Source organism: Flavobacterium sp. (assembly GCF_031381455.1).
GTDB lineage: Bacteria > Bacteroidota > Bacteroidia > Flavobacteriales > Flavobacteriaceae > Flavobacterium.
In genome coordinates this window covers 16,148-32,890 of the sequence record NZ_JANMXZ010000044.1, presented here as the reverse complement: position 1 = coordinate 32,890, position 16,743 = coordinate 16,148, and the positions used below count along the sequence as shown (strand labels likewise).

Genomic DNA, 16,743 nt, shown 5'->3' with positions numbered 1-16,743 from the left:
ATTTCTCCATAAACTCTTCCATTGGGAATATTGGCCATTTCAAATTGTCTATATTCCTATTTATTTTTTATGGGTATATTATGCCTTAAAAGCAAGGACTATTTTCTTTTTTAATACCTGTAATCCAACGATGAAAAACGGTGGTTTTGTTATGGATAGCAAAATAGAAATCTATGATTTAATTCCACAAAAGTTTTATCCAACAACAAAATTCGTTAAAGAAAAAATACCTTTTGATGCTGTCGAAAAGTTGCTTGAAACATCAAAAATTAAATTTCCTTTTATTGTAAAACCGGATATTGGTCTTCGTGGTTCAGCGGTTAAAAAAGTAACCAATTTAGAAGAATTAAAAGCCTATCACAACAAAGCCAATTTCGATTATTTAGTACAGGATTTGATTCCGTATGAAAACGAAGTTGGAATTTTCTATGTGCGTTTTCCTAATGAAAAAAGTGGAAAAATCACCGGAATTGTAGCTAAAGAATTTCTAATCATTGAAGGTGATGGTTGTTCGACTATTTCAGCATTATTGAAAGTTAATCCGCGTTACGAATTCCAATTAAAAGCACTCGAAAAAGAATACGGCAATCAACTAAAAACTATTTTAGACAAAGGCGAAAAGCGAAATTTAGTGCCTTATGGGAATCATGCTCGTGGTGCCAAATTCTTAGATTATAGTAATCTAATTTCTCCTGAATTAACGAAAGTTATTGACGTAATGTGTTTACAGATTCCCGAGTTTTATTTTGGCAGAATGGATTTGATGTACAACACTTGGGAAGAATTAGAAGAAGGCAAAAACTTCTCTATTGTAGAGTTAAACGGATCAGCTAGCGAACCAACGCATATCTATGATCCAAAACATTCACTCTTTTTTGCATGGAAAGAATTGGCGCGTCACATTAGTTATATGTTCCAAATCAGTGTTGAAAATCACAAACGTGGATTTCCGTATTTGTCTCATAAAGTTGGAATAGAACAATATAGATTACATTTGAAACAAAGTAATAAAATTGTAAATTTTTAACTCTTTTGTCATTCCTAATCCCTTTTTGTCATTCCGACGAAGGAGGAATCTCACACAAGTTCATGGTTAAAGTAATGATAAATTTAAAGAACATATTCGTTGGTTTTCTGGTAAGTTTCATCGGTTCTATTCCGTTGGGATATTTGAATGTAGTTGGTTTTCAAGTGTTTCAAAAATCTGGACTTCAACCAACAATTTGGTATTTGGCAGGTGTAATTTGTATTGAGTTTTTAGTAATTTATTTGACATTGATTTTTGCCCATAAATTAGCTGCCAATGAAAAACTAACCAAATATATTGAAGGCTTTTCGGTGGTGTTTATGTTTATTTTGGCCGCTGGTTTTTATTTTGGCTCAAATTCAAAAACAGATTATTCCACTTCGTTTGATTATTCACCATTTGTTTTGGGAATTGTATTAAGTTGTTTGAATTTTATCCAAATTCCGTTTTGGACTGGCTGGAATCTTTGGCTTTTAAACGGAAAATATATTGAAGTTTCGAAATCAGGAAAATACTTCTATGTTTCAGGAACCGTAGTCGGAACATTTTGTGGTATGTTGGTGTTGATTCTTTCGCTTCATTATTTTGCTTCTAATGTTGATTTTTTGTCTAAATATTTAATGCAAATCATTATTCCGTTGGTGTTTGTTGGATTGGGAGTTTTTCAGGGAGTCAAGTTCTTTAAAAAGTATTATCGCTAAATTTCAACCGTTTCATTTCCCAACTTTTGTTATATTTACCAGACTTAAAATTGCAAATGAAATCGAAGATTATTAACATCAGTTCGCCCTTTGGGCTCGGGTCACGAACACCAAAAAAACAATTTTTAAATTGTGAGTAATAATATCATAATCACAGGAACTTCACGTGGCATCGGATTTGAGCTGGCTTTGCAGTTTGCCAATGCCGGTCATCACGTTTTAGCCATTTCCCGAAAAACACCAAATAGTTTATTAGGAAACTCAAACATCACTTGTCTCTCCGTTGATTTATCCAAAGAAAATGAACTTATTGCGGTTGACAATTTTATTTCGCAAACATGGAAAAAAGTGGATATTATCATTCATAACGCTGGAAGTTTAGTCAACAAACCGTTTGGAAAAACTACACAAGAAGATTTTGAAAATGTCTATAAAGTCAATGTTTTTGGAGTTGCAAATCTTACCCGAATTTGCTTGCCTTATTTGAAAAAAGGGAGTCATGTGGTTTCGATAAGTTCCATGGGTGGAATTCAAGGCAGCATGAAGTTCGCAGGACTTTCAGCATACAGCTCCAGTAAAGGAGCAATAATTACACTTTCTGAATTATTGGCAGAAGAATACAAAGAACAAGGAATTGCATTCAATGTATTAGCACTTGGTGCGGTTAATACCGAAATGTTGCAAGAAGCTTTCCCGGGTTATGAAGCTCCAATTTCTGCCAAAGAAATGGCCGATTATATTTTCAATTTTGCCTTAACGGGAAATAAATACCATAACGGAAAAATAATTCAGGTTTCATCTAGTACTCCGTAAGTTATAAATTATGAGTTATAAGTTATGAGTGAAAGTATCATTAAGACAAAAAGTTTTGAATTAGCGGTTTCTGGAATTAAATTTATAAGAGTTTAGTTTCGGATAAAAAAGAGTTTGTGATGAGCAAACAGTTTTTGCGTTCGATTACTTCAGTTGGTGCTAATGTGAGAGAAGCAGTTAATGCTCAAAGCAAATCTGATTTCATTCATAAATTATCAATTTCTCAAAAAGAATGTGATGAGACTATGTACTGGCTAGAACTTTTAAAAGAGACCAATTACATTTCAGTTGAAGAATTCAAAAGTATTTACCCACAATGTGAAGAAGTTTTAAAAATTATAAGAAGCATAATTATAACATCGAAAAAAACTCATAACTCATAATTTATAACTCATAACTAATTGAGCGAAGTCTTATCCAAATATCTTCCCGAACACGCCGTAATTTCATGCTTTGAATTAATCAAAGAAAATAACGTGCATCTCAAAATCGTTAACGAGAGACAAACGCGTCATGGCGATTATCGAAGAGCGGTTGGTGGAAAACACGAAATTACAGTCAATGCCAATTTGAATAAATACCGATTTTTAATTACATTAGTTCATGAGATTTCGCATTTGGTGGCTTATGAAAAATATGGAAGGTATATAAAACCTCACGGCAACGAATGGAAAATCACCTTTCAGCGTTTAATGGTTCCCTTTATTCGTCCGGAAATATTTCCACATTCTGTCTTACCTTTAGTAGCGAATCATTTCCGAAATCCAACCGCGAGTAGCGATACCGATGCCCGATTGGCTTTTGCGCTGAAGCAATTTGATGAACGAAAACCTGATGTTCATTTCATACACGAAGTCCCAAGCGGTAGTATGTTCCGAATAAAAAATGGTAGAATTTTTCAAAAGAAAGGCTTACGCGTAAAGCGTTACGAATGTTTGGAAGTCAAAACAGGAAGACTCTATTTGTTTAATGCCAATGCTGAGGTTGAAATTTTACCAGGCTGATAGTATAAAAAACTCAGCAACTTAGTACCTTAGCAACTTAGTTACTTTATTAAAATGAATAAAAATTATTACGCAATATTAATGGCTGGTGGTGTTGGTTCAAGATTTTGGCCGGTAAGCACAGCCGATTTCCCAAAACAGTTTCACGATATGTTGGGTTCGGGCGATACGTTGATACAAAAAACCTTCAGTCGTTTATCGAAATTGATTCCGATAGAAAACATTTTGATATTGACTAACGAGCGTTACAACGACCTAGTTTTGGAACAATTACCAATGGTAAAACAAGAGCAAGTGCTACTAGAACCGGCAATGAGAAATACGGCGCCATGTATTTTATTTGCGTCATTAAAAATTCAAAAGCAAAATCCAAATGCCGTTATGGTTGTCGCGCCAAGTGACCACTGGATTGAAGATGAAGATACCTTTTCAAGAAATTTACAACAGTGTTTTGACTTCTGTCAAAGAGGGAATGCACTGATGACTTTGGGAATTCAACCCACGTTTCCCAATACTGGTTTTGGTTATATCGAATTTGATAAGGCCGATACAAATCCAATTAAGAAAGTAACTCAGTTCCGTGAGAAACCGGATTATGAAACGGCAAAAGCATTTTTAGATTCTGGAAATTTCCTTTGGAATGGTGGGATTTTTATATGGAGTGTAAAATCTATTACAGAAGCTTTTGAAAAATTTCAACCACAAATGAATGCATTATTTCAGCAAGGTTCTGAAAGTTATAATACCGACAGTGAGAAGCAATTTATCCAAACGAATTATGAAAAAGCAGAAAATATTTCGATTGATTATGCTGTGATGGAAAAGGCAAATAATGTTTACGTTTTGCCAGCCACTTTTGATTGGAATGATTTGGGAACTTGGGGTTCACTACATGACAAATTAGACAAAGACGATAACAATAATACGGTGGTGAATGCGACTGTAATTTTGGAAAATGCATCCAATAACATCATTCGTTCTGAAGCAAAAAAACTCGTAGTTATAGACGGTTTGGATGATTACATTATTGTGGATAATGAAAATGTACTGATGATTTATCCAAAAAGCAAAGAGCAAGATATCAAACGGATAACGGCATTAGCTAATAAATTATAAAAGAAAAGGAGCAATATTAGCTCTTTTTTTATTCTTCTTTATTCTGTGCTTTTCTAATTTTCTTGAAAAGATTAGACGAATATACAAAGTCAGTTATGGCTTCGTTGTCGGTTTTGAAAATGTCTTTTTTGGTTCCTTCCCAAGCTAAAATCCCTTGTTTCAGAAAGATTATTTTTTCGCCAATTTCCATTACCGAGTTCATATCGTGCGTATTGACAACCGTAGTAATGTTGTATTCAACCGTGATTTCATGTATCAAGTTGTCAATTATAATAGCTGTTTTTGGATCGAGTCCGGAGTTTGGTTCATCACAAAAAAGATACTTCGGATTGTTCACAATCGCACGGGCAATCGCCACACGTTTTTGCATTCCGCCCGAAAGTTCAGAAGGTTTTTTATGATGTGCTTCTTTCAAATCAACTCTGTCAATTACAAAATTAACACGCTCTTTAATTTCGGCAGCGGTTTTAGTGGTAAACATTTTTAACGGAAACCCAACATTTTCTTCCACTGTCATGCTGTCAAAAAGCGCACTTCCTTGGAATACCATCCCGATTTCGGTGCGAAGCGCTCTTTTTTCATCTGGATTTAAATCGGAATAAATTCTCCCGTCAAAAGAAATTGTTCCTTTTTCAGGTGTATGAATTCCGAGTAAACTTTTGAGCAAAACCGTTTTTCCGGAACCACTTTGACCAATAATTAAATTGGTTTTACCAGTTTCAAAAATGGTAGAAACCCCTTTTAAAACCTTAGCATCGCCAAAAGATTTCTCTACGTTTTTTACTTCTATCATTAGGTCAAAAGTAATTGGGTTAATATATAATTTACCAAAATAATCGTCACTGCTGTCCACACAAATGAAACCGTACTTGCTTTTCCAACTTCGAGCGCGCCACCTTTCATATAATAGCCGTGGAAGGATGGAATAGTAGCAAGAATTAAGGCAAAAGCAAATGTTTTAATAAACGCATAAGCAATATGAAACGGAATAAACTCTTGCTGAAGTCCGTTGATAAAATCATTGCTCGAGGCAAATCCGCCATATACTGCCGCTATCCATCCACCAAAAATTCCTAAAAACATCGCAATTCCAATCACAAAAGGATAGAGTAATAAGGCAGTCAATTTTGGAAAAACCAAGTAGTTCAGTGAATTAACTCCCATAACTTCTAAAGCGTCAATTTGCTCGGTAACGCGCATTGTACCTATGCTTGAGGTTATAAAAGAACCCATTTTTCCTGCCATGATTATGGAGATAAACGTAGGTGCAAATTCTAGAATTACGGATTGTCTTGTTGCAAAACCAATAAGGTATTTTGGAATTAACGGATTGGTTAAGTTCAAAGCCGTTTGAATTGAAACTACACCACCAACGAAAAAAGAAATAAAGGCAACAATTCCAAGGGAACCGATAATTAAATCGTCAATTTCTTTGAAGATTAAGGTTCTCATGACTGACCATTTTGTTGGTTTGTTGAAAATCTCTTTCCACATCAGGAAATATTTTCCTATTTGCGATAAATATCGGACTAGCATCATGAGTTAAAAAATATTGTCAAAAATAGGGAGAAGTTATGAGTTATAAGTTATGAGTTGAGAGTTTTTTTGGGCGTTTCCTTTCAGGTCGGGCTATCCGTTACAATCTTTTGTTTTGTGAAAATTCCCTCGACTGCGCTCGGTATGACAAAACAAAAGGATTTTCACTACTATCCCTAACGCACCTTTCTTAGAATAATTTCTCCTTCATCTTTTTCCAGCGATAATTCCGAATGAATTTGGCTTGTTCCGCTGTAACCAAAAGTGGTTCTTTTGCCGATTTTGCTTTCCAAAACCCATTAATATAATCGAGGAATAATAAAGGTTTTCCTTTTCGCATTGCTAGTTTTAACGAGGCAATTGAAGTGATGAAAAATCCGTAACCTAGACTGTAAAAAGCCTCGCCTTGTTTGTAACGCGCAGTTTTATTGTAATTGGAACCAGTTGGTTTTAGGTGTTTTACTTTTAACATTTCATCGGTGACAACTTTCCAATTGTAAAATTTGCAAAGTAATTCATCAACAGTGTCCCAACCCATGGCTGGTTTTAATCCGCCAATTTGTTGGAAGCATTCTTTGCGATATGCCTTAAAAGCACCACGAATATGGTCTTTATCGGTTAGGTTTTCTAAAATCCAATTCCCATTTTTTTCGATATAAGCAAAGCCTCCAACCATTCCGATTGTTGAATCTGATTTGAAATGAGAAATTATGGTTTCAAAATAATTATTTGGAAAAATCAAATCCGCATCTACTTTTACAATGAAATCATAGTTGTCATCCAAAGTCTCTAAACCTTTTTGAAACGCCTGAATTACTTTACTTCCAGGAAGGTGAATTGCTTCGGAAGTTTTATTGACTAACGAAATAAACGAATAATTTTTAGCAAAAGCTGAAACAATTTCTTCAGTTTTATCAGTAGAATTGTCATTGACCACAACTATTTTTTTTGGCAAAACCGTTTGCTCCACCAACGTTTGTAATGTTAGTGTAATAAATTTTTCTTCATTATAAGTAGGAATGACAATGTAATACTTCATAGATGTGATTATCTTTTCTCGAGCAAAGATAAAATTAAAGCACAAAAAAAGAGATTTCTTAAAATGAAATCTCTTTAAAATTATAGAGTGTAAGGTTAATTAATCTAAGTCTGCTATTTCAGTAGTTTTCTTATTTGTAAAAGCTTCAATACTATCGTATGAAACTGGAACAATCTCTGTTCCTGTTTTATCGATAAATCCAAGTTTTCCTTTAGTGTCTTTAACTAAAGACCAGTTCTTTTTAACAACATCAAATTTTTCCACATAAGTATATTTAATGGCAACAACAACTTTTCCTTCATTGTCAATAAAACCTTTTAGGCCTTTATTTTCTACAAGTATCCAATCTTTGTTGAATTCACCAAATTCACCAAACTTGTCATAAATTGTAGGTACAATTTCTTTTCCTGTATTGTTGATGAAACCATATTTTCCATCTTTCATTACCATAGCCCAACCTTGGTGATAAACATCAAAATTATCTATTTTTTGATATTTTGGTTCTACTACAATTTTTCCGCTTTTATGAACAAATCCATAAAGATTATTTAGTTCTACTTTTGCCCAGTTTGTATGTAGTTTATCAAATTCTTCTATAGCATTGTATTTTGTATTAATGATTTCAATTCCTGATTCATTAACAACACCAAATTTTTCATTTGATTTAACAATAAATAATTTTTGACCGAAAGAAAAAGTGCAAACTGCCAACATCGAATACGTGATTAATTTTTTCATAAATAATAGATTTTAGGGTTTTGTTTAAATACTTTTCAAACATACTTACATTGTCGATTAAATGACAAATAAAATCGACAAAATGCATATATTTTTAAAAAAAGCAAGAAAAAATATATAATAACTTACAATTACAGTTTTTTTAAACTAAAATTTTAACAAATCTTGCACTTTGACAAAATTCTTAAAAAATTAAATTTTAATCAACTATTTAACAATTTTGTAGGCTGACGTTAACGGTTATAAAACAAAAACACACACATGCTGTTGAAATTCAAATGATTATAAAAAATTGTGAAAAAATGACATAAAAAAACCATCTAATTTAGATGGTTTTAGAGGAGCAACTAAAAAGCAACAATTATTTTACTTTTTCAGCATAAACCATATAATAACGTGGAGTGAAATAACGCAATAAAGGACGAAAGCCAAGTTTTTTTACCGGATGTGTGAACTTTTGACGATCTATAATTTTCCAACCTGTTTTTTCTAAAAGCCAATCTAATTGCCAATCTTCAAATTCGTGGTAATGTCTGTCCCATTTGTCGGTTTTACTTCTGTAAGCCGGTGAAAACCATAATCGCAACGGAATCGAAATTAATAATTTGTCGCATTTTACGTTTTCCAAAACTGTATATGGATTTAACAAATGCTCAAAAATTTCAAAACCGGTAAAGACTTTATAGATTTCATTTTGTAATGCTGTTTGGTCGTTGTCTAAGTCTTCACCTTTAGTATTGATGACCGTATAGCCATTTTCTTCCATGATTTTTGAAAATGGATTTGTCACACCAAGATCAAAAATGGTTTCTGAAGTTTGAATGTGTTTTTGCAGAAAAGCTAACGTTAAAGTAAATCGTTTGCTTGGATATGTCTTCTCGTACATTAGTACAGTTTGTGGTTTATAGTTTGTGGTTTTATCAGGGCAAAATTAACTATAAACCATAAACCATAAACTATAAACAGTTAAAAATTACATTTTATAAACGATAGCATTGACATTCATTCCGGCGCCAACGGATGCAAAAAGGATAATATCCCCTTTTTCAATCGAATGATTTCCGAGTTCTCCTTTTACCAATAAATCATATAATGTTGGAACGGTTGCTACACTTGAATTTCCTAATTTGTGAATACTCATCGGCATAATTTCATCAGGCGGCGTTTGACCGTGAAGTTTATAGAATCTTTGAATAATTGCTTCATCCATTTTTTCATTGGCTTGATGGATTAGAATTTTTTTAATATCTTTAATATCGATGCCGCTTTTCTCAAGACATTCTTTCATTGCTTTTGGGACTTGACTTAAAGCAAATTCGTAAATTTTTCTTCCGTGCATTTTGATATAGCGCACATCAGGATCATGCGTTTTATTAAAAGAATTCCCAAAAAATAAATAATAGGCTTCATCATAAGTAAAGGTTGCTGTTTCGTGGGCTAAAATTCCGCCTTCTTCATCAGTAGCTTCAATGATAGTGGCACCAGCACCGTCAGAATAAATCATAGAATCTCTGTCGTGCATGTCAACTACGCGAGAAAGGGTTTCCGCTCCAATGACCAGACATTTTTTAGCCATTCCGGCTTTTATAAAAGCTTGTGCCTGAATAACACCTTCAACCCAACCCGGACAACCAAAAAGCATGTCGTAGCAAACGCATTTTGGGTTTTTTATACGCAAATCAAATTTTACTCTAGTTGCCAAACTTGGTAATAAGTCGGTTTGAATAGCTCCTTTTTTTACGTTTCCAAAGTTGTGTGCAAAGATGATATAATCTAAAGTTTCTGGGTCAATTTTTGAATCTTCAATGGCTCTTTTTGCAGCAATAAAAGCAATGTCGGAAGTTTGCAAATCATCGGTAACATAGCGACGTTCCTGAATACCAGTTATTTCTAGAAATTTTTCTGCGACAATATCATTCGGATGTGGAAAAGGTGTTCCGTCATCATTCAAAAAAACGTGTTCGGCAAAATCTTTATTGGATACTATTTCTGTTGGAATATAACTTCCAGAACCTGTTATTTTTATATTCATTATCTTAAATATTTCATTGCGAAATTAAAAATAAAAGCCATAGAATGTTGCTCAAATTTAAATAATCAAAATTTAATTATGAATATTTTTAATATTGATTACTAAAATTGAGAAAATCACATTTTTTTGCCTTTTTCTTGCGCTATTTTTATCTGCATTATAGTACCAATGCTTAAAGCTTGGGTTTTTATTTGTTCTGCTTTTTCACCTTTGAAACTTTCATCAACAGTAGTAAAAAAATGGGCGAGCCAAATTTTAAACAGCTCAGGCGAAAGGTATTCTTTGGCATTCACATCCAAATGTATTTGAGTCAAATTCTTTACATAACCTCCAGTTCCAAGAATAGCTTGTGACCAAAACGTAACCAATATTGGCAAATGTTCTTCGATTTTAATCTTAACTACGTCCGTAAAAATATAACTTATAGATGCATCCGAAAGTAGTTTTTTGTAAAACTCATCAACTAGTAAATATAGGTCTTCTTGTGTTTGAATGTCGTGCATTGATTCTTTAATTGGAACAAAAATATAAATTACTGCTTTCTGGTTTACTGATTTAAATCAGCTTTTAAAATTAAAATCCCAAACTCACATTTGGAATTTGGGATTTTAGTATTGGAATTTAATCTCTTAAACATATGCTTCTATTGGCGCACAAGAACAAATTAAATTTCTGTCGCCATACGCATCATCAACACGACGAACGCTTGGCCAGAATTTATTATCGTGAATATAATCCAGCGGATAAGCCGCTTGTTCACGTGTGTATGGATAAACCCAAGTATCAGCAGTTAGCATCGCCAAAGTATGTGGCGCGTTTTTCAATACGTTATTTACATTGTCAGTAGAAGCCACATCAATTTCTTTTCTGATGGAAATCATGGCATCACAAAAACGATCTAATTCAGCTAAATCTTCCGATTCTGTTGGTTCAACCATCAAAGTTCCAGCAACAGGGAAAGAAACCGTTGGTGCATGGAAACCATAATCCATTAAACGTTTCGCGATATCAGTAACTTCAATTCCGTTTTGTTTGAACGAACGGCAATCCAAAATCATTTCGTGTGCAGCACGTCCCATTTCTCCAGAATATAAAATAGGATAATGCTCTTCTAAACGCGCTTTCATATAATTGGCATTCAAAATGGCATGTTCTGTTGAACTTTTCAAACCTTGTGCGCCAAGCATTTTGATATAACCATACGAAATCAAACAAACCAAAGCCGAACCATAAGGCGCAGCAGAAATAGCTGTGATGGCTTGGTTTCCACCAACTGAAATCACTGGATTCGTAGGCAAGAAAGGCACTAATTTTTCGTTCACACAAATTGGACCAACTCCTGGTCCACCACCACCATGAGGAATAGCGAAAGTTTTGTGTAAGTTTAAGTGACAAACATCAGCACCAATGGTTGCCGGATTGGTCAATCCAACCTGTGCATTCATATTCGCGCCATCCATATAAACTAAACCGCCATTGTCGTGAATAATTTTGGTGATTTCGCAAATGGCGCTTTCAAAAACACCATGGGTCGAAGGATAAGTTACCATCAAGGCAGAAAGATTATCTTTATGTTCGATGGCTTTTGCTCTTAAATCTTCCACATCAATATTACCGTTTTCCATAGTTTTGGTTACAATAATGTGCATTCCGGCCATTGCTGCAGAAGCCGGATTGGTTCCGTGAGCAGATGATGGAATTAAACATACATTTCTGTGATTGTCACCGCGTGATAAATGGTAAGCTCGAATCGTCATAAGTCCTGCGTATTCTCCTTGAGCACCCGAATTTGGTTGCAAAGTTGTTCCTGCAAAACCGGTTACTACATTCAATTGATGCTCTAATTTTTTAAGCATCGTGATGTATCCTTGTGCTTGCTCAATTGGAGCAAAAGGGTGAATGTTGTTCCAGTTTGCCATTGATAACGGCAACATTTCGGCAGCAGCATTCAATTTCATCGTACAAGAACCTAACGCAATCATAGAATGATTTAACGATAAATCTTTACGCTCTAATTTTTTGATATAGCGCATCAACTGAGATTCAGAAAGATGATTGTTGAAAACATCGTGCATCAGGAAAGCTGATTTTCTTTCCAATCCTGAAACGAAATTATCAGAAGTTGATAAATTAGCAATGGTTACTTTATCTTTTCCGGTAGCTTCCGCAAAAATCGCAATGATTTGATTGATGTCAGCAATCGAAGTGGTTTCGTTTAATGAAATTGAAATCGTATCCGCATCAACATAATAGAAATTTACTTCGTTTTTCTGGGCAATCGCTTTTACTTTTTGCGCATCCGCTTTTACAGAAAGCGTATCAAAGAAAGCTGAATTTGTTTGGTAAACGCCTAATTTATTCAAAACATCTGCTAAAGTTACAGCTGATGAATGAACTTTATTGGCTATATATTGCAATCCTTTTGGTCCGTGATAAACCGCGTACATTCCGGCCATAACGGCTAGTAAAACTTGTGCCGTACAAATATTAGAAGTCGCTTTTTCGCGTTTGATATGTTGCTCACGTGTTTGCAACGCCATACGCAATGCACGGTTTCCGTTTGTATCAATCGTCACACCGATAATTCTTCCCGGCATGGAACGTTTGTATTCTTCCTTGGTTGCAAAAAACGCGGCGTGTGGTCCGCCATAACCCATCGGAATTCCGAAACGTTGAGTTGTTCCAACTACAACATCGGCGCCCATTTCTCCCGGAGAAGTTAGTTTTGCCAATGATAAAATATCGGCAGCGACCGCAACTTTTATTTCGTTTGATTTTGCTTTCGCGATAAATCCGGCGTAGTCATTTACTTGACCGTATTTTCCCGGATATTGTAAAATCGCTCCAAAAAACTCCGTAGAAAAATCAAAAGTTTCGTGGTTTCCAATTACTAATTCGACACCAATTGGAGTAGAACGTGTTTGTAAAACGGATATGGTTTGTGGCAACACTTCTTCCGAAACAAAGAATTTATTAGCGTTGTTTTTCTTTTGGTCACGAGAACGAACATCGAACAATAACGCCATTGCTTCAGCCGCTGATGTTGATTCGTCTAATAAAGAAGCATTTGCGATTTCCATTCCAGTTAACTCGATAACTGTAGTTTGGAAATTCAAAATGGCTTCCAATCTTCCTTGTGCAATTTCAGCTTGGTAAGGCGTATAGGCTGTGTACCAACCAGGGTTTTCAAAAATATTCCTTTGAATAACAGCTGGAACAATCGTAGGATGATAGCCCAAACCGATATAGGATTTGAATACTTTATTTTTTTTGCCCAATTCCTGAATATGATTTAAATATTCATATTCTGTCATTGGCGCATCCAAATTCAGGTCGTTTTTCAAACGAATATCATCCGGAATCGTTTCGTAAATCAGTTGGTCAAAGTTTTCAACTCCTATGGTTTCGAACATGTGGTTTAGGTCACTATCACGTGGACCTATGTGGCGTAGTGCAAATGCATCTGTTCTCATTAAATTGTATGTTCTAAGTGTGTTTAGTTGTGCCTTGTTCCGTTGGCGAACGGTATTGTTTTTAGCAACGGAAACAAGTTCGTTTTAAAGCAGACAAAAGTAATTATTAATGTTTTAATTCTGTGCTAAACAAAGTCTAATATTTTGACAAATTTTCAACCAAAACGACTTCTTATTAACAGTTTGCGTATTTTTGAAACATGCACTATTTAAAGAAGCTTCTCGACTTTTATATCAACAGCAGTATTCATGTTGCGCTATCTGTTTATGCTTTGGTGCGAATGACGGGTTATTTGTTTGATATAGCCAAAATAGATGCGTCAGCTTTATTTGCTTTTTTTGGTACAATCGTCGGTTATAATTTTGTGAAATACGATGCTTTGGCTCGAATACAAAAACTACAAATGCGGAGTGAATTAAAGGGGATTGCTGTTTTGAGTTTCTTATCTTTTTTAGCAACGGGTTATTACTTTTTCCAACTGGAAGAAACTACAAAAATTATTGCTTTTGTTTTTTTGATTTTGACAATATTGTATACTTTACCTTTTTTCCCAAATCGAAAAAATGCACGAAATTGGGCTGGTGTCAAAATTTATATTGTTGCTTTGTGTTGGGTTGGAGTAACCTTGTTTTTACCAATCATTAATGCCGGAATTACATTAACGCTATATGTTTTTGTGATTGCAGTCCAGCGGTTTATTTTAATTTTTGTGTTGATATTGATTTTTGAAATCATCGATTTGCAGGTTGATGATCCCAATTTAAAAACAGTACCACAGCAAATAGGTGTGGAAAAGACAAAAATTGTTGGTGGTTTATTATTGTTACTTTTTATCTTGTTATGTTTTTTTCAAATTGATTTTAGCTTTCCGTCATTGTTTGTCAGATTGGGAGTAGCTTTTACCATTTTTCTTTTTCTACTTTTTGCCCACGAAAAACAATCAAAATATTACAGCACATTTTGGGCAGAAAGTATTCCGATTTTGTGGTGGGTTTTACTTCTGGTCTTCAGCTAAATTTGGGCGTTTCCTCGTTCCAAAAAACGAGGTCGGGCTTTCCGCGCTACATGGTAGCTAGCTCCAATCCCTAACGCAAACAACTTAAAGTAAATCCTAATGTCCACTGGACATTCTCCTCTTAATATCAAATCTAACGCGAAAAATCAAAGCATAACTCCAGTTCTAATTATCTATAAATCTAATCAATCTAAAAATTTAAGAAGTCTAAATCAATCCTGCTCGTTTTAACAACGCTTCAGGTTTTGGTTCCTGTCCACGGAATCGTTTGTATAATTCCATTGGCAATTCGGTTCCGCCTTTTGACAATACGTTTTCTTTGAATTTAGTGGCGACTTCTTTATTAAAAATTCCTTTCTCTTGAAAATACGCAAACGCATCGGCATCCAAAACTTCTGCCCATTTATAGCTATAATAACCTGAAGAATAACCGCCTTGAAAAATATGTGAAAACGAAACACTCATGCAATTTTCTTCTACATCAGGATATAAAGAAGTTCCACCAAAAGCTTCTTTTTCAAAAGCTTTTACATCGGTAATTTGGTTTGGATTATTGCTATGGAAAGCCATATCCAAAATCCCGAAACTTAGTTGTCGTAACGTTGCCATTCCTTCTAAAAAGCTGGCGCTTTCTTTGATTTTGCTGACGTATTCCTGTGGGATGACTTCTCCGGTTTCATAATGTTTGGCAAAAATCGCCAAGGCTTCCGGTTCGTAACACCAGTTTTCCATAACCTGACTTGGCAATTCCACAAAATCCCAATACACTGATGTTCCCGATAAACTTGGATAGGTTGTATTGGCTAACATGCCGTGTAAGGCGTGACCAAATTCATGAAACAGAGTGGTGACTTCATTAAAAGTTAGTAACGATGGTTTGCTTGCTGTTGGAGGTGTAAAATTGCACACAATAGAAACATGTGGTCTTTCGTTAATTTCATCCTTTATATATTGTGGTTTGAATGAAGTCATCCAGGCACCGTTGCGTTTTCCTTTTCTTGGAAAAAAGTCAGCATAAAAAACAGCAATCAATTTTCTTTCGAAGTCGAGCACTTCAAAAGTTTGCACGTCTTCATGGTATTTATCAATATCAAAAACTTCTTTGAATGTGATTCCAAATAACTTTTCAGCAACAGTAAACGCTCCGTTCAAAACGTTTTCCAGTTTGAAATAAGGCTTTAGTTGTTCGTCATCAAAATCGAAAAGTTTTTGTTTTAGTTTTTCCGAATAATAAGCACCATCCCATTTTTCTAATTGGTCAATTCCGTCTAATTCCTTAGCGAAAGCTGTTAATTCAGCGAATTCTTTTTCGGCTGCTGGTTTTGCCTTTGCATGTAAATCATTCAAAAACGATTTTACCTTTTCCGGAGTTTGCGCCATTCGTTCTTCTAAAACAAAAGCAGAATGCGTTTTATAGCCCAATAAATTGGCGCGTTCAAAGCGTAATTTGGCAATCTTTAACGTAATTTCCTGATTGTCGAATTCGTTATTCTGAAATGCTTTTTTTCCGTTGGCAATTGCGAGTTCTTTTCGAAGTTCACGATTGTCAGCATATGTCACAAACGGAATATAACTTGGATAATCCAAAGTAAAAACCCAACCTTCTAGATTTTTTAATTTTGCCAGACTTGACGCAGCTTCAATTGTTCCTTCCGGCAAACCTTTTAAATCATTTTCATTGACAATGTGTAATTGATAATTGTTGGTTTCTGCCAAAACATTTTCACCGTAAGTCAGTTTTAGTTTGGCTAAATCCGTATCAATTTCGCGTAAACGTGTTTTTTTATCTTCTGATAAAAGTGCTCCGTTTCGGGAGAAACTTTTGAATTTTTTGTCTAATAAAGTGGCTTGTTCTGTTGTTAAATTCAGCGTATCTTTTTGTTCGTAAACGGCTTTTACGCGTTTGAATAAATCCTCGTTTAAAGCAATATCATTACTGAAAGCGGTTAGTAAAGGAGAAACATCTTGAGCGATTTTTTGCATTTCGTCACAGGTTTCAGCCGAATTCATGTTGAAGAAAATTGATGATAATCTATCCAAAGCTTCGCCTGAAAAATCTAATGCTTCTATTGTATTTTTAAAAGTAGGTGTTTCAGGATTGTTGGTTATGGCATCAACTTCTGCTTTGGCTTTCGCTATGTTTTCTTCGAAAGCAGGTTGGTAATCTTCTAATTTGATTTGGCTAAAAGGCGCTGTATTGTGTTTAGTATTGAATTTTTGTGTTAGGACTTTCATTGTGACAATTTAT

The 16,743-nt window shown here is 34.7% G+C and carries 16 protein-coding genes; 7 read left to right on the top strand and 9 right to left on the bottom strand.

The features are described 5' to 3' along the window. The first annotated feature begins 151 nt into the window (after nucleotides 1–151). The 6 genes from RMN97_RS11065 (at nucleotide 152) to RMN97_RS11040 (ending at nucleotide 4,661) form a co-directional block, all read left to right on the top strand. Nucleotides 152–1,027 (top strand): D-alanine--D-alanine ligase, encoded by an 876-nt coding sequence (locus RMN97_RS11065; RefSeq protein WP_309614583.1) that lies wholly within the window; start codon nucleotides 152–154, stop codon nucleotides 1,025–1,027. A 5-nt stretch (nucleotides 1,028–1,032) separates the two neighbouring features. Continuing rightward, nucleotides 1,033–1,728, top strand: coding sequence for a hypothetical protein (locus RMN97_RS11060; RefSeq protein ID WP_309614582.1), 696 nt, complete (start codon nucleotides 1,033–1,035; stop codon nucleotides 1,726–1,728). Between the two features lie 129 nt (nucleotides 1,729–1,857). After that, nucleotides 1,858–2,541 carry an SDR family oxidoreductase gene (locus tag RMN97_RS11055; RefSeq protein WP_309614616.1) on the top strand — a complete coding sequence of 228 codons (684 nt, stop codon included), beginning with the start codon at nucleotides 1,858–1,860 and terminating at the stop codon, nucleotides 2,539–2,541. 119 nt (nucleotides 2,542–2,660) lie between these two features. Next, nucleotides 2,661–2,924: a four helix bundle protein gene (locus RMN97_RS11050; protein WP_309614581.1), complete on the top strand. Its 264-nt coding sequence runs from the start codon at nucleotides 2,661–2,663 to the stop codon at nucleotides 2,922–2,924. A gap of 18 nt (nucleotides 2,925–2,942) precedes the next feature. After that, nucleotides 2,943–3,545, top strand: a complete 603-nt coding sequence (locus RMN97_RS11045; protein WP_309614580.1) for a SprT-like domain-containing protein — start codon at nucleotides 2,943–2,945, stop codon at nucleotides 3,543–3,545. 54 nt (nucleotides 3,546–3,599) lie between these two features. Then, the gene (locus tag RMN97_RS11040) at nucleotides 3,600–4,661 is read left to right on the top strand and encodes a mannose-1-phosphate guanylyltransferase (RefSeq protein ID WP_309614579.1); all 1,062 of its coding nucleotides are present in this window, start codon (nucleotides 3,600–3,602) and stop codon (nucleotides 4,659–4,661) included. Nucleotides 4,662–4,689: 28 nt separating this feature from the next. Here the strand turns inward: RMN97_RS11040 and RMN97_RS11035 are convergent, their stop codons facing one another. The 8 genes from RMN97_RS11035 to gcvP all read right to left on the bottom strand — a co-directional run bounded on the left by RMN97_RS11035 (nucleotide 4,690) and on the right by gcvP (nucleotide 13,479). After that, the gene (locus RMN97_RS11035; protein ID WP_309614578.1) at nucleotides 4,690–5,454 is read right to left on the bottom strand and encodes an ATP-binding cassette domain-containing protein; all 765 of its coding nucleotides are present in this window, start codon (nucleotides 5,452–5,454) and stop codon (nucleotides 4,690–4,692) included. Further along, complete coding sequence (locus tag RMN97_RS11030) at nucleotides 5,454–6,200, bottom strand: ABC transporter permease (protein ID WP_309614577.1); 747 nt, start codon at nucleotides 6,198–6,200, stop codon at nucleotides 5,454–5,456. The genes RMN97_RS11035 and RMN97_RS11030 overlap by 1 nt, the downstream gene beginning before the upstream one ends. Nucleotides 6,201–6,387: 187 nt before the next feature. Next, on the bottom strand, nucleotides 6,388–7,236 hold the full coding sequence (locus RMN97_RS11025) for a glycosyltransferase family 2 protein (protein WP_309614576.1): 849 nt from the start codon (nucleotides 7,234–7,236) through the stop codon (nucleotides 6,388–6,390). Nucleotides 7,237–7,335: 99 nt separating this feature from the next. After that, entirely contained in the window at nucleotides 7,336–7,974 is a 639-nt protein-coding gene (locus tag RMN97_RS11020) for a WG repeat-containing protein (protein WP_309614575.1), read from the bottom strand. A 361-nt stretch (nucleotides 7,975–8,335) separates the two neighbouring features. Next, complete coding sequence (locus RMN97_RS11015; protein ID WP_309614574.1) at nucleotides 8,336–8,860, bottom strand: methyltransferase; 525 nt, start codon at nucleotides 8,858–8,860, stop codon at nucleotides 8,336–8,338. A gap of 87 nt (nucleotides 8,861–8,947) precedes the next feature. Beyond that, nucleotides 8,948–10,006 carry a ketoacyl-ACP synthase III gene (locus tag RMN97_RS11010; protein ID WP_309614573.1) on the bottom strand — a complete coding sequence of 353 codons (1,059 nt, stop codon included), beginning with the start codon at nucleotides 10,004–10,006 and terminating at the stop codon, nucleotides 8,948–8,950. 116 nt (nucleotides 10,007–10,122) lie between these two features. After that, nucleotides 10,123–10,509 carry a group III truncated hemoglobin gene (locus RMN97_RS11005; protein ID WP_309614572.1) on the bottom strand — a complete coding sequence of 129 codons (387 nt, stop codon included), beginning with the start codon at nucleotides 10,507–10,509 and terminating at the stop codon, nucleotides 10,123–10,125. A 126-nt stretch (nucleotides 10,510–10,635) separates the two neighbouring features. Next, nucleotides 10,636–13,479 carry an aminomethyl-transferring glycine dehydrogenase gene (gene gcvP, locus RMN97_RS11000; RefSeq protein ID WP_309614571.1) on the bottom strand — a complete coding sequence of 948 codons (2,844 nt, stop codon included), beginning with the start codon at nucleotides 13,477–13,479 and terminating at the stop codon, nucleotides 10,636–10,638. 200 nt (nucleotides 13,480–13,679) lie between these two features. Between gcvP and RMN97_RS10995 the strand changes: the two genes are divergently transcribed. After that, the gene (locus RMN97_RS10995) at nucleotides 13,680–14,495 is read left to right on the top strand and encodes a hypothetical protein (RefSeq protein WP_309614570.1); all 816 of its coding nucleotides are present in this window, start codon (nucleotides 13,680–13,682) and stop codon (nucleotides 14,493–14,495) included. 207 nt (nucleotides 14,496–14,702) lie between these two features. Here the strand turns inward: RMN97_RS10995 and RMN97_RS10990 are convergent, their stop codons facing one another. After that, entirely contained in the window at nucleotides 14,703–16,730 is a 2,028-nt protein-coding gene (locus RMN97_RS10990; RefSeq protein ID WP_309614569.1) for a M3 family metallopeptidase, read from the bottom strand. Between the last annotated feature and the right edge of the window lie 13 nt (nucleotides 16,731–16,743).

What these genes read in the sequence shown, in the direction of transcription:
- gcvP (WP_309614571.1), bottom strand. Translation starts at nt 13,479, where the DNA reads ATGAGAACAGATGCATTTGCACTACGCCACATAGGTCCACGTGATAGT.
- RMN97_RS10990 (WP_309614569.1), bottom strand. Translation starts at nt 16,730, where the DNA reads ATGAAAGTCCTAACACAAAAATTCAATACTAAACACAATACAGCGCCT.
- RMN97_RS11065 (WP_309614583.1), top strand. Translation starts at nt 152, where the DNA reads ATGGATAGCAAAATAGAAATCTATGATTTAATTCCACAAAAGTTTTAT.
- RMN97_RS11025 (WP_309614576.1), bottom strand. Translation starts at nt 7,236, where the DNA reads ATGAAGTATTACATTGTCATTCCTACTTATAATGAAGAAAAATTTATT.
- RMN97_RS11015 (WP_309614574.1), bottom strand. Translation starts at nt 8,860, where the DNA reads ATGTACGAGAAGACATATCCAAGCAAACGATTTACTTTAACGTTAGCT.
- RMN97_RS11010 (WP_309614573.1), bottom strand. Translation starts at nt 10,006, where the DNA reads ATGAATATAAAAATAACAGGTTCTGGAAGTTATATTCCAACAGAAATA.
- RMN97_RS11020 (WP_309614575.1), bottom strand. Translation starts at nt 7,974, where the DNA reads ATGAAAAAATTAATCACGTATTCGATGTTGGCAGTTTGCACTTTTTCT.
- RMN97_RS10995 (WP_309614570.1), top strand. Translation starts at nt 13,680, where the DNA reads ATGCACTATTTAAAGAAGCTTCTCGACTTTTATATCAACAGCAGTATT.
- RMN97_RS11030 (WP_309614577.1), bottom strand. Translation starts at nt 6,200, where the DNA reads ATGATGCTAGTCCGATATTTATCGCAAATAGGAAAATATTTCCTGATG.
- RMN97_RS11040 (WP_309614579.1), top strand. Translation starts at nt 3,600, where the DNA reads ATGAATAAAAATTATTACGCAATATTAATGGCTGGTGGTGTTGGTTCA.
- RMN97_RS11050 (WP_309614581.1), top strand. Translation starts at nt 2,661, where the DNA reads ATGAGCAAACAGTTTTTGCGTTCGATTACTTCAGTTGGTGCTAATGTG.
- RMN97_RS11035 (WP_309614578.1), bottom strand. Translation starts at nt 5,454, where the DNA reads ATGATAGAAGTAAAAAACGTAGAGAAATCTTTTGGCGATGCTAAGGTT.
- RMN97_RS11005 (WP_309614572.1), bottom strand. Translation starts at nt 10,509, where the DNA reads ATGCACGACATTCAAACACAAGAAGACCTATATTTACTAGTTGATGAG.